The sequence below is a fragment of the Culturomica sp. genome, from assembly GCF_003524185.1.
Classification (GTDB): Bacteria; Bacteroidota; Bacteroidia; order Bacteroidales; family Marinifilaceae; genus Culturomica; species Culturomica massiliensis.
This window is the reverse complement of sequence record NZ_DOED01000016.1, coordinates 115,690-132,418: the sequence shown is the minus strand read 5'-3', so window position 1 is coordinate 132,418 and position 16,729 is coordinate 115,690. Positions and strand designations below refer to the sequence as shown.

Here is a 16,729-nt window from a genome sequence, read left to right as displayed (position 1 = left end):
AAAACAGCGAAGCAAAATGTAGAATTCGATCTAAAAAATAGTGAATGAATTCGGCTTAATAACGATACCGACACGTAGCCAATGGTGGAAATGGTTATAATCGATCATACTCTCCCCGTACCCATTGTAATATTGCAAAAAGAAATATTGATTGTCAAAACGAAACATCCGGTAGGCAAGTTCGAATTGCCAATTGGCATTCAGGTTCCAACCGCCGCATTTCACCATCAGTACACTGCAAACAAACCGTTGGTTGTCGCTGATATAAGTACCGGCAACCTGCGCAATACCCGAATAACGGGGCATATATTTATTTTCATCCGCCACCATAACCGGAATCCAGAATTTAGCTTGCAGGGTATAATTCCGGTTAAAAGAATACAATCCCATAAAACTGATTTTATTCCAGCTCCGCGACCATATACTGTCCCGGCCGTTAGACTCATGTTCATATTGCAAAGAGGCCATAGCCGCAATACGGTTATTTCTGATAAAATTATGTCCGAATCCCAGGGTCGGGTTATAATTCGTCTCTTTGAAAGGAGCAGATTTACGATAAATATCCCAAAAAGATTTCTGGGTATATGTAAAAAAAAGATACACTCTCCAGGGCAACATCCGTTTATAAAGACGGTGTCTTAAACTGATCTGAAACTTTGCATCGGAATTATATTTATTGATTTTACCTCCTGAAAAATCGGTTCCGGTTATAATATAATTATCCTTATAAATAGTAAAGGCCGGGATTGTCCCTAAATCATCCGCAATGCTATCCGCCCGTACGTCTTTTTCCGAATTCACCTCCTGACCGCTTACCGACCGAATACCGCAAAAAAGCATTATACAAAGAAAAAAAATCCCATTTTTCATACATCCGTTTTTTATCAGGCAAAAGATTTACGCAATAAACACCGGGAAAGTTCAATACTTCGCGATAATAACAGCTTTTTATACTTTCTTCCGAACAGAATTCAAGAGGAAAGATTAATTTTGCCAGACAGGAGGCTCTGCAGCTTCCGTATACAGAATAAGATCAAATACATCGAATACTTTATGGATATAAGAATAGGAGACACAGTCAGATTCATTTCTGAAAAATTAGAAGGGAAAGTTACCGGAATCATCGATACGAACACGGTAAATGTTTATTGCGAGGAATACGGCTTTGAAATACCGGGAAATACAAATGACCTGGTAGTTGTCCAATCGGATTTCATTTCCTCTGCAACGGAAAAGAAAGGGAAGAACACTTCAAATGTTTCCGTAATACCCACAGATATCCTGTTCATCGGAATCGTCCCGGACAATTTTCAGAATCTTGCAGCAAGCCGGTTCGAAATCTACCTGATAAATGATACCGCTTCTACCTGTTTATACAGTGCGGGGTATTTTAACGGAGAAAAATACACGGCATTGTCTGCCGGTAACTGTAATCCGGACGCCACAATTCTGTTAGGCACGTATACGCTGAAAGAACTGGATTCTGTTAAATCCCTGCATATCCAGGCTATCTACTATAAAAAAGGAAATTACAGCCCCCGGCCGGTAATAGATACACACGTAAAACTCAACTTAACATCGCTTTGTAAAACAGGCAATTACAAACACACGAAATGGTTCGGTCCGATGAGTTTTCTAAAACCGTTGGATCAAAAACAAGCGATAGAAGAGATAGAAATCGATCCAGAAGAACTGATCCAGGCCGAAAAAGTCAAAAAAGCAGCCGAATCCGTTAAAAGACCTCAAAAGCAAATTGTAAACAATGTCGTCGAAATCGATCTGCATTGTGATCAGATTCTCGAAACGACAGCGGGAATGGGTAATAAGGATATTTTGGAATATCAATTGGACGTTTTTCGTAAAACGTTGGACGAATACAAACTACGCCGGGGACAGAAAATCGTATTTATACACGGGAAAGGAGACGGCATCTTACGTCAGCGCATCCTTTGGGAATTACAGACAAAATACAAACGCTTCCACCATCAGGATGCTTCTTTCAAACAATACGGTTATGGAGCGACACTGGTAACAATCAAATAATATAAAGGGCTGTCCGGTTCGGGCAGGAAAATAAGGACAGCCTTATTCATGAGCAGGGCAAATCAAAAACTCCCTGTCGGTGCACATTTTACACCGGCAGGGAGAGAACAATATCTGTAAAAAACAATATTGCCTTTATCTTCACCGCAAGTATACCACGATCACAGCACAGCCGATTCCCACAACCACCATAAGACCATGTATATCCAAGATATAACGATACCTGCCTCACTATTTAATGATAGTTTGTACATGCCCGTCTTTAAAAAACAGATAAAAGGAACTGTTGTACATCCATTGTACTTCTCCGTTAGCTTCCATCACTGTTTGCGGTTTACCGAAAGCTAAACGGCATTCATCCTCCGTCATACCTTTCACCGGTTTCCCGATACTGATCTCTTGCCAATGGGTAATAGCCGAGGGACGGTTGGTAACGACAAAATCGAATATATTATTTAGCAACTGCGAGCCGGACACCACAAAATCGTCCATTATCTGCCGGTGAGCTTCTTTTTTTTCTGGATTTAGCTTTTCCATCGGGGTAATTTTCTTAATCACCAAAATAGGAGCCTCAACTGTTATATTCGAAAGATAATACGTGAGTTTACCCTCGGCTACCCGGAAAATAGCACGGCAATAATACGTACTTTTTTGTCCTGATCCTTCCGGAGAAGTGAGAGCAAGATTACAAGTAAAACTTCGGGTCACGACATTCATTTCCGTAATGCCTTCTTTCAACTGGGGACAAACATTTTCTATCGTCCAAAGCAAAACATTGGCATAAATATCTTCATCCCTCACATTTGCAAAAGGCACGAACCCACTAACCACATATTTACCGGCCTCCTGAATAAGCGGGTACTTTTTCCCCGTTTCTATAAAAGTCTGCGCTACCGACGGTAATGTACACCCAAACAGGCAGCACAACATCCATATCCGTAATTTTGTCATAATATTTTATTTATATCAGAAAATACAACGCCTGCCCCTGGCAAAGACATATGAATTTTGCATAGCAAATACAACAGCAGTCTATCAAAAAGCAATCCCCAAACGGATCATAAAATTAGATGTATAATACTCACCGTCTTTTTCCGCTTCAATAAATCCCCGCTGAAAATTAAAATCCAAGTTAAAATTGTTGTACCAAATCCCAATACCGGCATTCAGCCCTACGTCGTAACGACGCCAGTCCATCCCCAAACCACCGTCACCCAAATCTTCATTCCAGTCGCCTATATTAAACTCACTTTTATCACCGTTAACGTCGATTTTGATTTTTCCGGCATAATCGAAACTGGCATAAGCACCGACATGTACATCTACTTTCAAAGCATCGGTAAACCCATAACGATAGCCTAAATGAAACGGAGAATACTGTACGTTATGAGCAATTTGAGTAAATTCATCGCCACTTTTACCTCCCCTCGAGCCGAGGCCGAACTCCATCCCCCAATACATACCAAAGCTCCCCATCGGCTTCATAAAACCGTAAGTCACAGAATATCCCGTTTTACTTTCCGAATCGTCCGCATCCCCTGCGAACTTCATCATATTTATACCTGCACGAAAGTAATTCAAAGTTTCGGAAGTACTTTTCGCAGTATTAACGCCGACACTTCTTGAAGATACAATCTGAGCATTAACGCCGATATACAACAATACGGCAATAGCTAATAAAACTACTTTTTTCATACACTTAAAAATTTTATATCAAACTGACTTTATTTATTTTACAATAGCTGAAACTTTTTCCCATGTCAGGGGAGTAACGAACTTCTCCGTACGTATCCATTCATAATCACTTTCCTGGGCCGGACGCCAGTTCTTGAAATTTGCCGGGAATCCGGTTACCACCACGCTGTATCCCTTTCCGTCTTCCGAGGATTCAATTTTAAACATCGGTGCTACGATCACATCAGCATCGTGCCTCTGCGAAGACAGGTAAACGGCACGACTACGAATATTCGCCAAATCTCCCCTCATATCAACTTCAACCTGTTCTTTGGTAAAAACCCAGACATCGTGTATACGTCCCTTGAGTGTATCCACAACCAACTCAACCGTCAGTGGTTTGGCATAAGCGGCAGTGTGTACCTCCTGCACCCGGGCCTGGGTATCACTGAAACTGGTTTTCAATGTTGCACAAGAACAAAACGTTACAACAATTCCACATAATACAACTAATCTAAAACTTTTCATCTTTCTCTATTTTAAAATTAAACATTCTTTCCACCCTGATTATACGGTTCAGGCATATCGATCGCCATTTCCGGTGCTTATTTATCATCATCAGATCAACAGATAATACATTAATTATCAATTTTTTCTGAGAAGCAGACAGTGCTGCATACAATCTACCAATTACACACTAACCTAATAAAATGAACGATTTTTCAGGCAAACCAAAAGAAAAGATCAGGCAAGGGGAAAAAAAATTAACAGATTAATATGAAACATGTTATCTTTTTTATATTTTTGCATCCATTAACTAACACAAAACAAAATTAATCGTTCGTTTAAATTAGTTGAAAGTTTGTAAAATCTGTAAAGTCAAAGTATACAATACGGACAAACCAACGATAGCTTTGAACAGCAAATTCCTTCCGAAAATTATTTTTTCAAACAGTTTATAAGTTAAAAAACAGACACAAGCCAAGAGGGTATTTAGTGTTCTGGCTATAAAAAACAAGAGTATAAATGAAAAGAACCTGGTAAAATAAAAGATTACCGGCCTCACATAACTTCCTCCTTCGTTCAAGGCTTATTAAGGCAGGTTCAAAATAAATGGAAGGATAAATGAATCGTTTTACAGACAAAAAATTATCGGCCTGAGCAGGTCGTGAGACAAAGGGCAAGAATACTTCTCCCGACAAACACAATATAAAAAATCCGATAAATTTTATTCATTACATAAATTTATCGGATTTTATTTATAACTACTTTCTTCTGTTTAACACCGTTCTGTCAAATAGCGTTCCGCATCGATTGCTGCACGGCAACCGGCTCCGGCGGAAGTAATACCTTGCCGGTAATCAGGATCCATAACATCTCCCGCAGCAAATACCCCCGGCACATTCGTACGCGATGATCTCCCCTCTGTCAGGATATACCCCTGCCCGTCGGTATGAATATATTTCTTAAAAACTTCCGTATTAGGCGTATGACCTATCGCCAAAAAGAATCCGTCAATCTTTATATCATGTTCTTTCTCCTCCGGAGTACCCATCTTATAAATCAACCGGGCACCTTCCAATCCCATATCCGTCCCGAACAAATCCTTTGTATTGTGTTCAAACAAAACCTCGATATTCGGTGTTTTATTAACCTTCTCCTGCATGGCCTTCGAAGCCCGCAAATAAGGCTTTCTCACAATAAGATAAACCTTATTACATATACCGGCCAAATAAGTCGCCTCCTCACAAGCCGTATCTCCACCACCGACAACTGCTACATCTTTCCCCCGGTAGAAAAAACCGTCACAAGTAGCACACGCACTCACTCCCACTCCTTTGAATTTTTCTTCGGCAGGAATCCCAAGGTATTTTGCCGTCGCTCCTGTCGCAATAATTACAGCATCGGCCTCTATCCATTTTTCACCGTCGATCCTCACCTTATGCAACGGTCCCGTAAAATCCACTTCATCCGCCACTCCGAAACGAATATCCGTACCAAAACGCTCGGCCTGTTTCCGCATATCCTCCATCATAACAGGTCCCGTAACACCTTCCGGGTAACCGGGAAAATTTTCTACTTCAGTGGTGGTCGTCAACTGTCCACCCATTTGCATACCAGTATATAATACAGGCTTCAGGTTGGCTCTCGCAGCATAAATTGCCGCCGTATACCCGGCCGGACCTGAACCTATAATCAGACATTTTACATGTTCAATTGAATTTTCTTCTGCCATATTTTAAATTTTTATATGCAAAAATATCAATTAAAACTCATCATGTCAACTTTTAAACCAACATTTTGATCGTAGATTTTTGATTTCAGATTTAAAATGAAATGAATTGATAACAAATCAGTCTATTAAACAATTTAAAATTTACAATTCAAAAATTTACAAATTACAGGAGACATTCCTCAAGTAAACTCTGATAAAAAAAAGAAAAATTGTAAAATATCAATAGCGAATCAAAACGCCAACAAATCATCCAATTTTGCATTATTTTATTACTATTTGGAATGAAGCGATTCATGTAATTAAAATATACAAATCAATAAAAAACAATCCGAACAGAAGTCTGAAATTCTATTATGATAAATGATTATATCTATTGTAAAATACTAAAAATAAGGTGCTTGGCGGCAAAATTCAATAGTAATTTTTATTCTTATTGATAATATAAGAGTTTATAATTATATTTGTATATATACGGAGCACAAAAGTAGTACAATTTTTGTTTACATGCAAATAAATATTGAACTATTTTACAGCAAAAATGCATTACTTGAATTAATCTGAATAATTATGGGATTTTCGGAACGTTTAGAAGAGATTATTGAAGAACGCGGCATATCCAAATACAAAATTGCCAAAGCCATTGACATTTCTGCCAGTACTATCGGGAATTATATAAAAGGCAAAACCAGACCCGATCCGACGAAGTTGTCCGTACTGAGTAAATTATTAGGAGTATCCAAAAGTTGGTTGCAAACAGGAGAAGGTCCCAAATATTTATTGGAAGAACCGGAAGTCGCTTATCAGCAAACGCCAGTCGGTTTAAATGAAAAACTGGTCATCGAAAGGTTATTGAATCTACTCGACAAACAACATGAATGCATAAGGGAAAAAGATATGCAAATCACACAATTGATCCGTAAAATACCGGATGTTCCCTCACAAAACTAAATGAATGTGTAAATGCCAGAAAAACGCTATCGGTCTTTCTGGCATTTATTTTTAACGCCCGAACTGAAGATTATTCAAAAAGCTTTCGGCATCGCTATCATAATAACAAACAACAGGAGAAACAGCTTCATACGTATAAGGTACATATTCTGAAATTTGTACAGCTGCAAACTTCCGGTCGGAAGCAACCATCGCTTCCAGTTTTATACCCGTATTTACCTGTCGCTTCATATGTTTCAGATCCTCAAATCTTCTTTCCTCAATGCAATATTGTAAAGGTTGACTTTCTTTATTATCGAAATAGACCGTCGTTTTCTGTAAACGGCTACCGGTGGGCTTAAACAAATAATATTCACGCCCCATACAAAATTTGACAATACTTCCGATAATCAGGCAAACAGAAGCGGTAAAAAGAAAAGTAGAAACAGAGGAATTAGGGTCTTCTATCGAGAAACCGGCCCAGGCACACACTCCTCCGATCACAAAAGTTCCCAAAGCGATTACCGAAAATTTGTTTTGTTTGATAACTTTACGTTCGGTTACATTTTCAATATCTTCAACAATTGTTTTATATTTAGACATGACTTTATAAATTTACTTACCGGATATCGTACTCCTCCCTTTCGTTCAGTAACGACCGGGGCACAGGAATTATTTCCGGTAATACGGTTAAAAATAAGGTTGATTACAAAAATTGATAAGGATATCTACTTTTTAAATCCGAAGTTTACAAAGGGTATAAAGATAATACCCCTCCATTTTTTGCCGTGCATAGTAATCACGGAAATGAGCCTGAAAAACCTGCAAAGCCTCAAAACAGAACAACGGAGAGTTCTTCAAAAAAGCAAGCGCTTCTTTTCCTGTCAGTGTCCGGAAAGAAGAAGTACGCTTAAAAGACTGAGACCCGCCGGCCGGATTATTTTGTTGCAAAGAAAGATCGGCCACACTGTTGGTCGTAAGAATTGCCAGTAAATGCTCTACATTCTCATGATCTTCCTTGATTTCTGCAAAAACGGTATTTTCTTCTGTAATATGCTTTTCCCTCAGAGTGTCATATAGTAACACCGTTGCAAATAAGAGTAATATGTAAAATATTTTACATCGCATAAATACAGAATTTTCACCCCAAATATACAAATGTTTTACGTAATCCGGATTCGGAAAATAAAAAAAGTAATGGATATTTCAATTCTGACAGTTAAAACTGTAACGCGATCTGTTTTACAACCGTATGTATAAAGTTTAAAAATCAGAACGTTATGACAACGATAATACTTCTCATTTTTATTCTGGGTTATCTGCTTATTGCTATGGAAAGTAAAATTCACATCAACAAAGCAGCAATTGCCCTGATAATGGCTCCGTTATTATGGACATTATATACACTTGCTTCTCCGGAAACCATTATACAAGCCAATACGGCAGCCTTCCACGAATTTCTTTCAACACATCCCGATTATATTTCTTTAACCAAGGCCGAACAGGTTGTCAAGTTCATCGTAAATTCACAAATTGTCAATCAACTGGGCAATGTAGCTGAAATCTTATTTTACCTGCTGGGTGCCCTGACAATTGTCGAATTAATCGACATACATAAAGGTTTTCAAGGAATCACCAACCGTATTACAACAAACAATAAGAAAAAATTACTATGGTTAACCGGAGGAATTACGTTTTTTATGTCTTCTGTTTTAGACAATATGACTTCAGCCATCGTTATGATGACTCTTTTACAAAAAATTCTGAATACACCGCAAGACAGATGGACCTTCGGTGGCATAATTATTATCGCAGCCAATGCCGGCGGAGCCTGGACCCCGATCGGCGATGTAACGACCATCATGTTATGGATAGGTGATAACATCACCTCCGGACACATTATGCAAACTCTTTTTTTTCCGGCCCTCATTTCATTAATCATCCCGCTATGGCTCGTCTCTTTGAAACTGAAAGGAAACATTGCACATTCCGATACCCCACCTCTTTCATCCTCCGTTTCCGCCTCTCCCACTCCTAAAGAACGCAATTATATTTTAATACTCGGTATTCTCAGCTTATTGGCCGTCCCTGTATTTAAGTCACTCACTCAACTGCCTCCGTTTGCCGGAATACTGCTTGCATTAGGCATGCTTTGGGTTTATACGGAAATCATGTATAATCACCAAAAAGGACTGCCTACCCAAAATCAATACCGGATGTCTTACGTCCTGTCTAAAATAGATTTTTCATCCATTCTCTTCTTTTTAGGAATACTACTAGCAGTAGCGGCTTTGGATGCGATCGGTATTTTAAACAAACTGGCCGTATTTTCAGACAAACAAATACACAATGTATACCTTGTCAGTATTATTTTCGGTCTTCTTTCTTCGGTTATCGACAACGTTCCTTTAGTGGCAGCCTGTATGGCTATGTATCCGGTTATCAGTCCGCAATCAGCAGCGCAAATGCCGGAACCCGGCTATATGCTTAATTTTGTAAAAGACGGCACATTCTGGGAATTGATAGCTTATTGTACCGGCACCGGTGGCAGCCTTCTGATCATCGGATCAGCAGCCGGAGTCGTCGTTATGGGACTGGAAAAAATCAGCTTTATATGGTATCTGAAACACATATCCTGGTTAGCCCTCGTCGGATTTTTCAGTGGAATCGGAATCTACATATTGCAAAAAACAATATTCGGAATCTAGAATCTTTTATACCTTTGCAAAAAGCAATCAAGTATACATGGCGATTCTGACTCCAGAAATAAAAGATTTTATCCGGCAACATTTCACTGACGATACGGACAAATTATTGTTGAATGCCAGACGTTACTCACCTGTAGATGTCCCTTTTGCCGTCGATCAAATCAGAGCACGACGACAAATCAAAGAAAAGCTGCCCACCTGGTTTGCCAACTCCGATCTGCTCTTTCCGTCCCGCCTTTCTGCTGAGCAATGCTCGTCGGAAATCACTGCTCATTACAAACAGTCTTTGGTCCGGGGCCCCCGGATATGCGATCTGACGGGAGGTCTGGGCATCGATAGCTGGCAATTGTCACAACAAGCCGAAGAATTGATATATATCGAACGCTTCGCGGAATACTGCCGGGCAGCAGAACATAATTTCAAGACACTCGGCGCTACCAATATACAGATCTTAGAGGCCGATGTACGGGAAATCGTTTCCACGCTTACCGCCGATACATTTTATATTGACCCGGCAAGACGCACTGAATGCAACAGGCGGGTATTTGCCTTATCCGACTGCGAACCGGATGTATTACAATTCAAGAATATCCTTCTTCCGAAAGCCGGGCGACTCATCCTCAAAACATCGCCTATGGCCGATATTTCGGAAACTCTGAGACAACTTCCGGAAACGACCGAAGTACATATCATCGCCGTCAGAAACGAATGCAAGGAAGTTATCTTTGTACTGGAAAACACCGTAACTTTCTCGCCACGAATCCGTGTCGTCACGATAAACTATACATCGGACGGACAACAACAAGTATTTTCTTTCCCGTGGCAAAAAGAAAAAACAAGTCCATTTCAAGCAGCAGAAAAAATAGGCGATTACCTTTACGAACCGAATGCCGCTATTCTGAAAAGCGGGGCATTTAAGCTAATCGCCACCGAATACAACATTTCAAAATTGCATTTGAACAGTCATTTATACACCTCCGGGCAAAAGATCGGGAATTTTCCGGGACGTATTTTTAAAGTAGCGAGTGTACATGAATTCTCAGGCAAGAAACTGAAACAATTGGGAAAAAGCATCGGACAGGCAAATATTACGACCCGGAATTTTCCTCTGACGGTAGAAGCTATCCGAAAAAGTTCGGGCATCACCGAAGGGGGAGAAGTTTATCTATTCGCAACCACCCTCGGTAATGCCCGGAAAATCATCATCGAATGCCGGAAAATTTAGGATTGCCGATACCAGATTTTATCGGCGACAGCTCCCCATTTCTTTGAAGTATCACGGCATTTATCGGTCAAAACGTCTACGTCTTCAGGCTTCAGCATGTCTGTAGAACGGGCACCGGAGACATGTACCACTTCTTTTAAGCTGTCCGGATTGTCCAGCAAAGGACAAGGCCGCAAATGGTTTTTATTGAAAGGTTGTCTTTCCTGATAAGCTTTGAATAAAGGCGAACGCAAAGCTTCCAGCAACGACATATGCTTAATATTTACATTGGAATAATGGATAAATGCACAAGGTTCCACATCCCCGTTCGCATTAATATGGAAATAATAACGGCCTCCGGCAATGCACCCCTTCACATACTCTCCGTCATTCCAGAAATCCATGGCGAAAATAGGCTTCGTCCGGCGGAATTCCCGTACCTGGTTATACATAAATTTACGCTGTTCGGCCGTTACCATTAACTCCGGTATAGCATCCCCTCCAACCGGCATATAAGTAAAATACCATACGAATGCCGCTCCCTTCTCAATCATAAAATCAATATATTCCGAAGAACCCACAACATCCACATTTTTCCGGTGATAGCAGGTCGACATACCAAATATGAGCCGTTTCTTTTTTAATAAATCCATGGCCCGCAACACCGACTGATAAGTTCCCTTCCCCCTTCTCATATCCGTTTCTTCCTCGTAGCCTTCTACACTGATAGCAGGAGCAAAATTACCGACTCTCAACATTTCATCGGCAAAAGCTTCGTCTATCAACGTCCCGTTTGTAAAAGCCAGAAAATAACAATCCGGATGTTTCTCACAAAGGCGTATAATATCGTTTTTTCTTACCAAAGGCTCTCCTCCCGAAAAAATAAACATATAAACCCCCAAGGCTTTCGCTTCCGTAATCACCCGGTCCAGGGTTTCAAAATCCATCGACATCCGGTGACCGTATTCTGCAGCCCAGCAACCTGTACATTTCAAATTACAGGCAGAAGTCGGGTCCATCAATATTGTCCAGGGTACATTGACACCGTATTTTTTACTGGTAATTTTTATAGCACTGTTTCCAATAATCGCAGCATTACATATCAGGGCTTCAAAAAGTTTTCTCCGTACATAAGGATCCCAGTCATTATAAGCTTTCATAACCAGGCGGGTCCAATTATTTTGCGGATCTTTCAAATATCCTTCCAAAGCTTCCCAGGAAGACCCATACGTTCCGTCAGAATCCAATTTCCTCATCCATTTCAAAGCTTTAGGTGCATTTTGTTCCGGATTTCTCTCCACATAATTCAGTATCTTCTTCATCGCAAAAGCTTGCATCTGTGTCTTAAAGGTCTTCATCGGCTATAAAATTATTATCGGTTATGTATTTATAAGATTTTCAATTTTTCCTATAAACGCATAACCGATAAATAAGTTTCACCGGTATTTTAAACCGGTTCGCCGGATTATTGCTTTGTTATAAATGTCCGCCGTTGATCATAGCTGACATCCCCCTTTGCTTTTACATATTTCACCATGGCATCCACCAGCAATATACCTGTATTCTCTCCCCTGCCTTTTCCCACAAAATCATACGTACTATTCACATAATTACTCAATCCGATTCTATATTTCCGGGTCGTATCCGTTACTTTTTTCCCTGCGGCATCCACCAACACAACATCCACTCCTTGCCCGTCCTTATTCTTTACAATTGTATATCTTCCCTGAGAAACAAACAGATCAATCCGCCGGCGGTCCGGATCTTTTATTCCGTTAAAACGATTCAATATCAGCTCTTTTATCTCCGGTAATGTCAATTCCTGAACAACGATATGATTGGCAAAAGGCTCTATTCTGTATATCGTTTCCAGAGTAATATCTCCGGCAGGTATCGAATTATAACGTACTCCGCCGCTATTATAAAATGCGAAATCACATTTAGCAGCCGTACACATGGCATCCGTTACCATACAGGCCACATTTTCTTTGTATTTCATTCCCTTTGATGTCGTTCCCAATTTCTCGTGAAATTCCGGACAATTCATATAATTTTCCACCATAGCGGCAATCTCGGGATCTTCGGCAAAAGAATCCAGTTTGACTGCTTTATAAGTCTTGCCCACCAATTTCTTCCCATGAAAATCAAGATATGTCAGGCCGGCATATTTAAGATTGGAACCCGTTTGACTGACCAACACATGATTGATCAAACGGGTATTCTCGATCAATGTATGGGAATGTCCGCCGATAATCACATCAAATTCAGGCATAAGCACCGCCAATATAGAGTCAGCCGTATAACCGATATGTGTCAGCCCGATCAACACATCACACTGATTTTTCAATGCTTTATTCTCTGCTGCAACTTCTTTATAATAACGAAAAGTAATATTTTCCAAATTATCCGGATTGGTAGCCGGAATATGAGATTTTGCATTCGTCTCGATCAGGCCGAGAAAACAAAATTTTATTCCTGCCTCATCGATCATCTCATAAGGTTCAGGTTGGCCCAATTCGCTATGTGCAGCCTGCACATTAGCACAAACAAGCGGAAATTGCGACTCCGCCATTCTCTGCTTCAACACAGCAGGTCCGTAATCAAAATCATGATTTCCGAAATTTCCCACCTGAAAACCGACTTTATTCATCAAGTCAAACATTGGTTTCCCCTTTTCTTTAGCATTATCTACATACACATTACCGGAAAAACGGTCTCCCCCATCCACCAGTAACACATGAGGATTCTCCGCACGTATCTGCTTTACAAAAGTGGCAAATTTCGGGAAATTTGAAATCTGAGCATGGATGTCATTCGTGGAAATAATGACGACACGTGTCGTAACTCCTTTCTCTGTACGACAAGAAGAAAATATTACTGCAAAAAGCAATAAAATCAACGAATAATTTTTTCTGAACCGCATAATATCTGATTTCTGTTTTGACGCCCGAAAATAATAATAAAAATCAACTTTTCTCTTTTTTTCAGCGTATATACCACAATTAAATAAAAAACAAATCATCCTTAAACCATCATATTATGAAAATAAAAACAGGACGGGGAACCATCGGACTGACCCTTTTACTGGCCATTTATTCCATTTCCATGGTTACTTCACTTCCGGGTTTGGCTATTTCTCCCATCTTAGGAAAAATGGAAACGGTATTTAAACACGCCAGCAAATTGGATTTACAAATGCTGGAATCCCTCCCCTCCCTTATCATTGTACCTTTTATACTCATCGCAGGCCGCCTGTCCCTGATTGTCAACAAAAAGAAATTACTGATCGCAGGATTAGCCATATTTTTCGCATGTAGCATCATATACCCGTTTGCCAAAACCCTGACCTTGCTCTTAATCATAAGTGCCTTATTAGGTATCGGAGCCGGCATGGTCGTTCCGTTTTCCACCGGATTGATTGCAGATTATTTCACCGGTTCGCACCGCACCCGCCAGCTCGGTATTGCCTCCGCAATCAATAACCTCACTTTGGTACTCGCTACATTATTGTCCGGCTTTCTGGCCGGTATAGATTGGCATTACTCATTCTTAGTATATTGCTTTGCAGGTATTTCTTTATTTTTTGCCTTCTACCTAGACGATAAACCTCCCTACCTGACAGATTCCCAAAGCAAAACGGCCCAGTCACATACAGCAGGTTCGTCAGCAGGCTTCAAATGGCCTTTCAATCTGATGTTTTTCTATTACTTTATCACTTTTGTGGTATTGACCATTCCTTTTAACCTCTCGCTATATATGCAGAATCTACACATCGGGAATCCGGGAACGTCCGGTACCCTTATTTCCGTTTTTTTCCTGGCCATCACCTTACCGGGATTCGATATTACCCGGGTGATCTCCTGGTTTAAAGGCTACACAAATTTTATCTCTTTAGCAGCCATAGCTGCCGGACTTATTTTATTCGTTTTTAAAAGTAATATTTTCCTCCTTACCATCGGTGTGGTATTAACCGGTCTGGGTTATGGAACCATGCAACCCATCATTTATGATAAAACAGCCAGGCAAGCAGCAAATAAAGATGCAACCTATGCGCTCTCACTGGTTATGGTCATGAATTATATAGCTATCATCACCTATCCTTTTATCTTAAGCTGGATAACTACAGATACAGCCTATTTCCCCTTCGTTTTCAGTTTGATTCTGGCATCCGTTTTCACCGTATATGCCTATTTCCGCAAAAACACACCGGTTGTCGGTATGCCGAACGGATAATGTTAAATATTGCATGCCTATGAACATTCATTTCTTTACACACGTATCTATCCCAATAATCCAAAAATCAAAACACGATTATATTTAAATATCAACAAACTAAAGTAATTCAAACTATGGCAACAAATTCCAAAAAAATCGGGAATGCAGCAAAAATCGGCGTAGTAACACTCGCCATTATGAATGTTGCAGCGGTAGTAAGCCTCCGCGGACTCCCGGCTGAAGCGGAGTACGGTCTTAGCTCCGCCTTTTACTATTTGTTCGCAGCAATTGTATTTTTGATCCCGACCTCAATGGTCGCCGCAGAACTTGCTGCAATGTTCTCCAATAAAGAAGGTGGTGTATTCCGCTGGGTAGGAGAAGCTTACGGAAAACGTTACGGTTTTCTGGCTATTTTTCTGCAATGGATCGAAAGTACAATCTGGTATCCGACGGTATTGACTTTCGGTGCTGTTTCCATTGCATACATCGGTATGAATGACGTACACGATGCAGCTCTCGCTTCGAATAAAATATTCACTCTGATTACGGTGCTGGTCATCTATTGGGTCGCTACCTTTATTTCTCTGAAAGGATTGGGTTGGGTTAGCAAAATTTCCAAAATCGGAGCGATGGTCGGAACGATCATACCTGCCGGGTTATTAATTCTTTTCGGCATTATCTACCTGGCAACCGGAGGGCACAACAACATGGACATGAGTCAGGGCTTCTTCCCGGATTTATCCAATTTCAACAACCTGGTATTGGCATCCAGTATTTTCCTGTTTTATGCCGGTATGGAAATGATGGGTATCCACGTAATGGATGTACAGCCTCCTGCCAGTAAAAACTACCCGAAAGCTATTTTTATGGGGGCTATCATGATTGTTATCATTTTCGTCCTGGGTACTTTTGCACTGGGCCTGATTATCCCTGCTAAAGACATCAGCCTGACACAAAGCTTACTCGTCGGATTCGACAACTATTTGAGCTACCTGCATCTGCATTGGGCCTCTCCGATTATCGCCATCGCTTTGATGTTCGGCGTTCTGGCCGGTGTACTGACCTGGGTTGCCGGTCCGTCAAAAGGTATTTTCGCTGTCGGAAAAGCCGGATATCTGCCTCCATTCTTCCAAAAAACGAATAAAATCGGAGTTCAGAAAAATATTCTGATTATACAAGGCTGTATCGTTACTCTACTATCCTTGCTTTTCGTCGTGATGCCTTCCGTACAATCGTTCTATCAGATGTTATCCCAGTTAACGGTACTGTTATATCTGATCATGTACATGTTGATGTTCACCGCTGCCATTGCCCTACGCTACCGTATGCCTAAAGCCGAACGGCCTTTTGCTATCGGCCGCAAAAGTAACGGCTTGATCTGGATCGTTGCCGGAATCGGCTTCCTGGGTGCTTTATTGGCATTCGTTTTGAGCTTCATTCCGCCTTCTCAGATCAACACCGGAAGCAACACCGTATGGTTTACCGTATTAATTCTCGGATGTGTCATATTTGTAGCTATTCCGTTGCTTATCTACGCTATGCGTAAACCGTCCTGGAAAGACCCGAACGCAGAATTCGCTCCTTTCCATTGGGAAGAAACTCCGGCTGTAGCAACACAAGCCAGCAACAATGCAGTCAATAATACAACAACAACGAACAACAGTGAAGGCAGTAGTAAACCCACTACACCTCCTGCCGGTAAATAACGATTAAAAACGAAAT

15 protein-coding genes are annotated in these 16,729 nt (G+C 40.7%); 6 read left to right on the top strand and 9 right to left on the bottom strand.

Going from position 1 to position 16,729, the window contains the following annotated elements:
• Positions 1-30: 30 nt before the first annotated feature.
• Positions 31-870 (bottom strand): phospholipase A, encoded by an 840-nt coding sequence (locus DD657_RS06910; RefSeq protein WP_068690026.1) that lies wholly within the window; start codon positions 868-870, stop codon positions 31-33.
• A 183-nt stretch (positions 871-1,053) separates the two neighbouring features.
• On the opposite strand from DD657_RS06910, the gene DD657_RS06905 reads away from it, so the two are divergent.
• Positions 1,054-2,043, top strand: a complete 990-nt coding sequence (locus DD657_RS06905) for a DUF2027 domain-containing protein (protein WP_118774632.1) — start codon at positions 1,054-1,056, stop codon at positions 2,041-2,043.
• 231 nt (positions 2,044-2,274) lie between these two features.
• Here DD657_RS06905 and DD657_RS06900 read toward each other — a convergent pair whose 3' ends face one another.
• The 4 genes from DD657_RS06900 to trxB all read right to left on the bottom strand — a co-directional run bounded on the left by DD657_RS06900 (position 2,275) and on the right by trxB (position 5,953).
• Positions 2,275-2,994, bottom strand: coding sequence for a hypothetical protein (locus tag DD657_RS06900; RefSeq protein ID WP_287049189.1), 720 nt, complete (start codon positions 2,992-2,994; stop codon positions 2,275-2,277).
• An 84-nt stretch (positions 2,995-3,078) separates the two neighbouring features.
• Positions 3,079-3,738 carry a putative outer membrane beta-barrel protein gene (locus DD657_RS06895; RefSeq protein ID WP_287049188.1) on the bottom strand — a complete coding sequence of 220 codons (660 nt, stop codon included), beginning with the start codon at positions 3,736-3,738 and terminating at the stop codon, positions 3,079-3,081.
• A gap of 33 nt (positions 3,739-3,771) precedes the next feature.
• The gene (locus DD657_RS06890) at positions 3,772-4,245 is read right to left on the bottom strand and encodes a hypothetical protein (RefSeq protein ID WP_021988370.1); all 474 of its coding nucleotides are present in this window, start codon (positions 4,243-4,245) and stop codon (positions 3,772-3,774) included.
• Positions 4,246-4,996: 751 nt separating this feature from the next.
• A complete protein-coding gene (trxB, locus tag DD657_RS06885) occupies positions 4,997-5,953 on the bottom strand; it encodes a thioredoxin-disulfide reductase (RefSeq protein WP_021988369.1) in 957 nt (318 codons plus the stop codon).
• A 567-nt stretch (positions 5,954-6,520) separates the two neighbouring features.
• Here trxB and DD657_RS06880 point away from each other — a divergent pair.
• The gene (locus DD657_RS06880) at positions 6,521-6,901 is read left to right on the top strand and encodes a helix-turn-helix domain-containing protein (RefSeq protein WP_068690034.1); all 381 of its coding nucleotides are present in this window, start codon (positions 6,521-6,523) and stop codon (positions 6,899-6,901) included.
• A gap of 51 nt (positions 6,902-6,952) precedes the next feature.
• Here the strand turns inward: DD657_RS06880 and DD657_RS06875 are convergent, their stop codons facing one another.
• Both DD657_RS06875 and DD657_RS06870 read right to left on the bottom strand, forming a co-directional pair.
• The gene (locus DD657_RS06875; RefSeq protein WP_068690036.1) at positions 6,953-7,483 is read right to left on the bottom strand and encodes a hypothetical protein; all 531 of its coding nucleotides are present in this window, start codon (positions 7,481-7,483) and stop codon (positions 6,953-6,955) included.
• 132 nt (positions 7,484-7,615) lie between these two features.
• Complete coding sequence (locus DD657_RS06870; RefSeq protein WP_287049185.1) at positions 7,616-8,008, bottom strand: hypothetical protein; 393 nt, start codon at positions 8,006-8,008, stop codon at positions 7,616-7,618.
• 152 nt (positions 8,009-8,160) lie between these two features.
• On the opposite strand from DD657_RS06870, the gene nhaD reads away from it, so the two are divergent.
• Together nhaD and DD657_RS06860 are read left to right on the top strand one after the other, a co-directional pair.
• Entirely contained in the window at positions 8,161-9,588 is a 1,428-nt protein-coding gene (gene nhaD / locus DD657_RS06865; RefSeq protein WP_287049183.1) for a sodium:proton antiporter NhaD, read from the top strand.
• A 37-nt stretch (positions 9,589-9,625) separates the two neighbouring features.
• Complete coding sequence (locus DD657_RS06860; protein WP_287049181.1) at positions 9,626-10,813, top strand: class I SAM-dependent methyltransferase; 1,188 nt, start codon at positions 9,626-9,628, stop codon at positions 10,811-10,813.
• Here the strand turns inward: DD657_RS06860 and DD657_RS06855 are convergent.
• Both DD657_RS06855 and DD657_RS06850 read right to left on the bottom strand, forming a co-directional pair.
• Complete coding sequence (locus DD657_RS06855) at positions 10,810-12,150, bottom strand: radical SAM/SPASM domain-containing protein (protein WP_021988363.1); 1,341 nt, start codon at positions 12,148-12,150, stop codon at positions 10,810-10,812. The genes DD657_RS06860 and DD657_RS06855 overlap by 4 nt on opposite strands.
• A 107-nt stretch (positions 12,151-12,257) precedes the next feature.
• Positions 12,258-13,715, bottom strand: coding sequence for a bifunctional metallophosphatase/5'-nucleotidase (locus tag DD657_RS06850; protein ID WP_193617553.1), 1,458 nt, complete (start codon positions 13,713-13,715; stop codon positions 12,258-12,260).
• Positions 13,716-13,831: 116 nt separating this feature from the next.
• Here DD657_RS06850 and DD657_RS06845 point away from each other — a divergent pair, with 116 nt between their 5' ends.
• On the top strand, positions 13,832-15,025 hold the full coding sequence (locus DD657_RS06845) for an MFS transporter (RefSeq protein ID WP_021988361.1): 1,194 nt from the start codon (positions 13,832-13,834) through the stop codon (positions 15,023-15,025).
• 116 nt (positions 15,026-15,141) lie between these two features.
• Positions 15,142-16,713: a glutamine/gamma-aminobutyrate antiporter GadC gene (gene gadC / locus DD657_RS06840; RefSeq protein ID WP_021988360.1), complete on the top strand. Its 1,572-nt coding sequence runs from the start codon at positions 15,142-15,144 to the stop codon at positions 16,711-16,713.
• The last annotated feature ends 16 nt before the right edge of the window (positions 16,714-16,729 follow it).

Bases quoted from the DNA above. Each gene is read 5' to 3' on its own strand.
- DD657_RS06855 (WP_021988363.1), bottom strand. From the start codon at position 12,150: ATGAAGACCTTTAAGACACAGATGCAAGCTTTTGCGATGAAGAAGATA.
- DD657_RS06850 (WP_193617553.1), bottom strand. From the start codon at position 13,715: ATGCGGTTCAGAAAAAATTATTCGTTGATTTTATTGCTTTTTGCAGTA.
- DD657_RS06860 (WP_287049181.1), top strand. From the start codon at position 9,626: ATGGCGATTCTGACTCCAGAAATAAAAGATTTTATCCGGCAACATTTC.
- DD657_RS06900 (WP_287049189.1), bottom strand. From the start codon at position 2,994: ATGACAAAATTACGGATATGGATGTTGTGCTGCCTGTTTGGGTGTACA.
- DD657_RS06870 (WP_287049185.1), bottom strand. From the start codon at position 8,008: ATGCGATGTAAAATATTTTACATATTACTCTTATTTGCAACGGTGTTA.
- DD657_RS06895 (WP_287049188.1), bottom strand. From the start codon at position 3,738: ATGAAAAAAGTAGTTTTATTAGCTATTGCCGTATTGTTGTATATCGGC.
- DD657_RS06905 (WP_118774632.1), top strand. From the start codon at position 1,054: ATGGATATAAGAATAGGAGACACAGTCAGATTCATTTCTGAAAAATTA.
- DD657_RS06880 (WP_068690034.1), top strand. From the start codon at position 6,521: ATGGGATTTTCGGAACGTTTAGAAGAGATTATTGAAGAACGCGGCATA.
- DD657_RS06845 (WP_021988361.1), top strand. From the start codon at position 13,832: ATGAAAATAAAAACAGGACGGGGAACCATCGGACTGACCCTTTTACTG.
- DD657_RS06875 (WP_068690036.1), bottom strand. From the start codon at position 7,483: ATGTCTAAATATAAAACAATTGTTGAAGATATTGAAAATGTAACCGAA.
- DD657_RS06910 (WP_068690026.1), bottom strand. From the start codon at position 870: ATGAAAAATGGGATTTTTTTTCTTTGTATAATGCTTTTTTGCGGTATT.
- trxB (WP_021988369.1), bottom strand. From the start codon at position 5,953: ATGGCAGAAGAAAATTCAATTGAACATGTAAAATGTCTGATTATAGGT.
- DD657_RS06890 (WP_021988370.1), bottom strand. From the start codon at position 4,245: ATGAAAAGTTTTAGATTAGTTGTATTATGTGGAATTGTTGTAACGTTT.
- gadC (WP_021988360.1), top strand. From the start codon at position 15,142: ATGGCAACAAATTCCAAAAAAATCGGGAATGCAGCAAAAATCGGCGTA.
- nhaD (WP_287049183.1), top strand. From the start codon at position 8,161: ATGACAACGATAATACTTCTCATTTTTATTCTGGGTTATCTGCTTATT.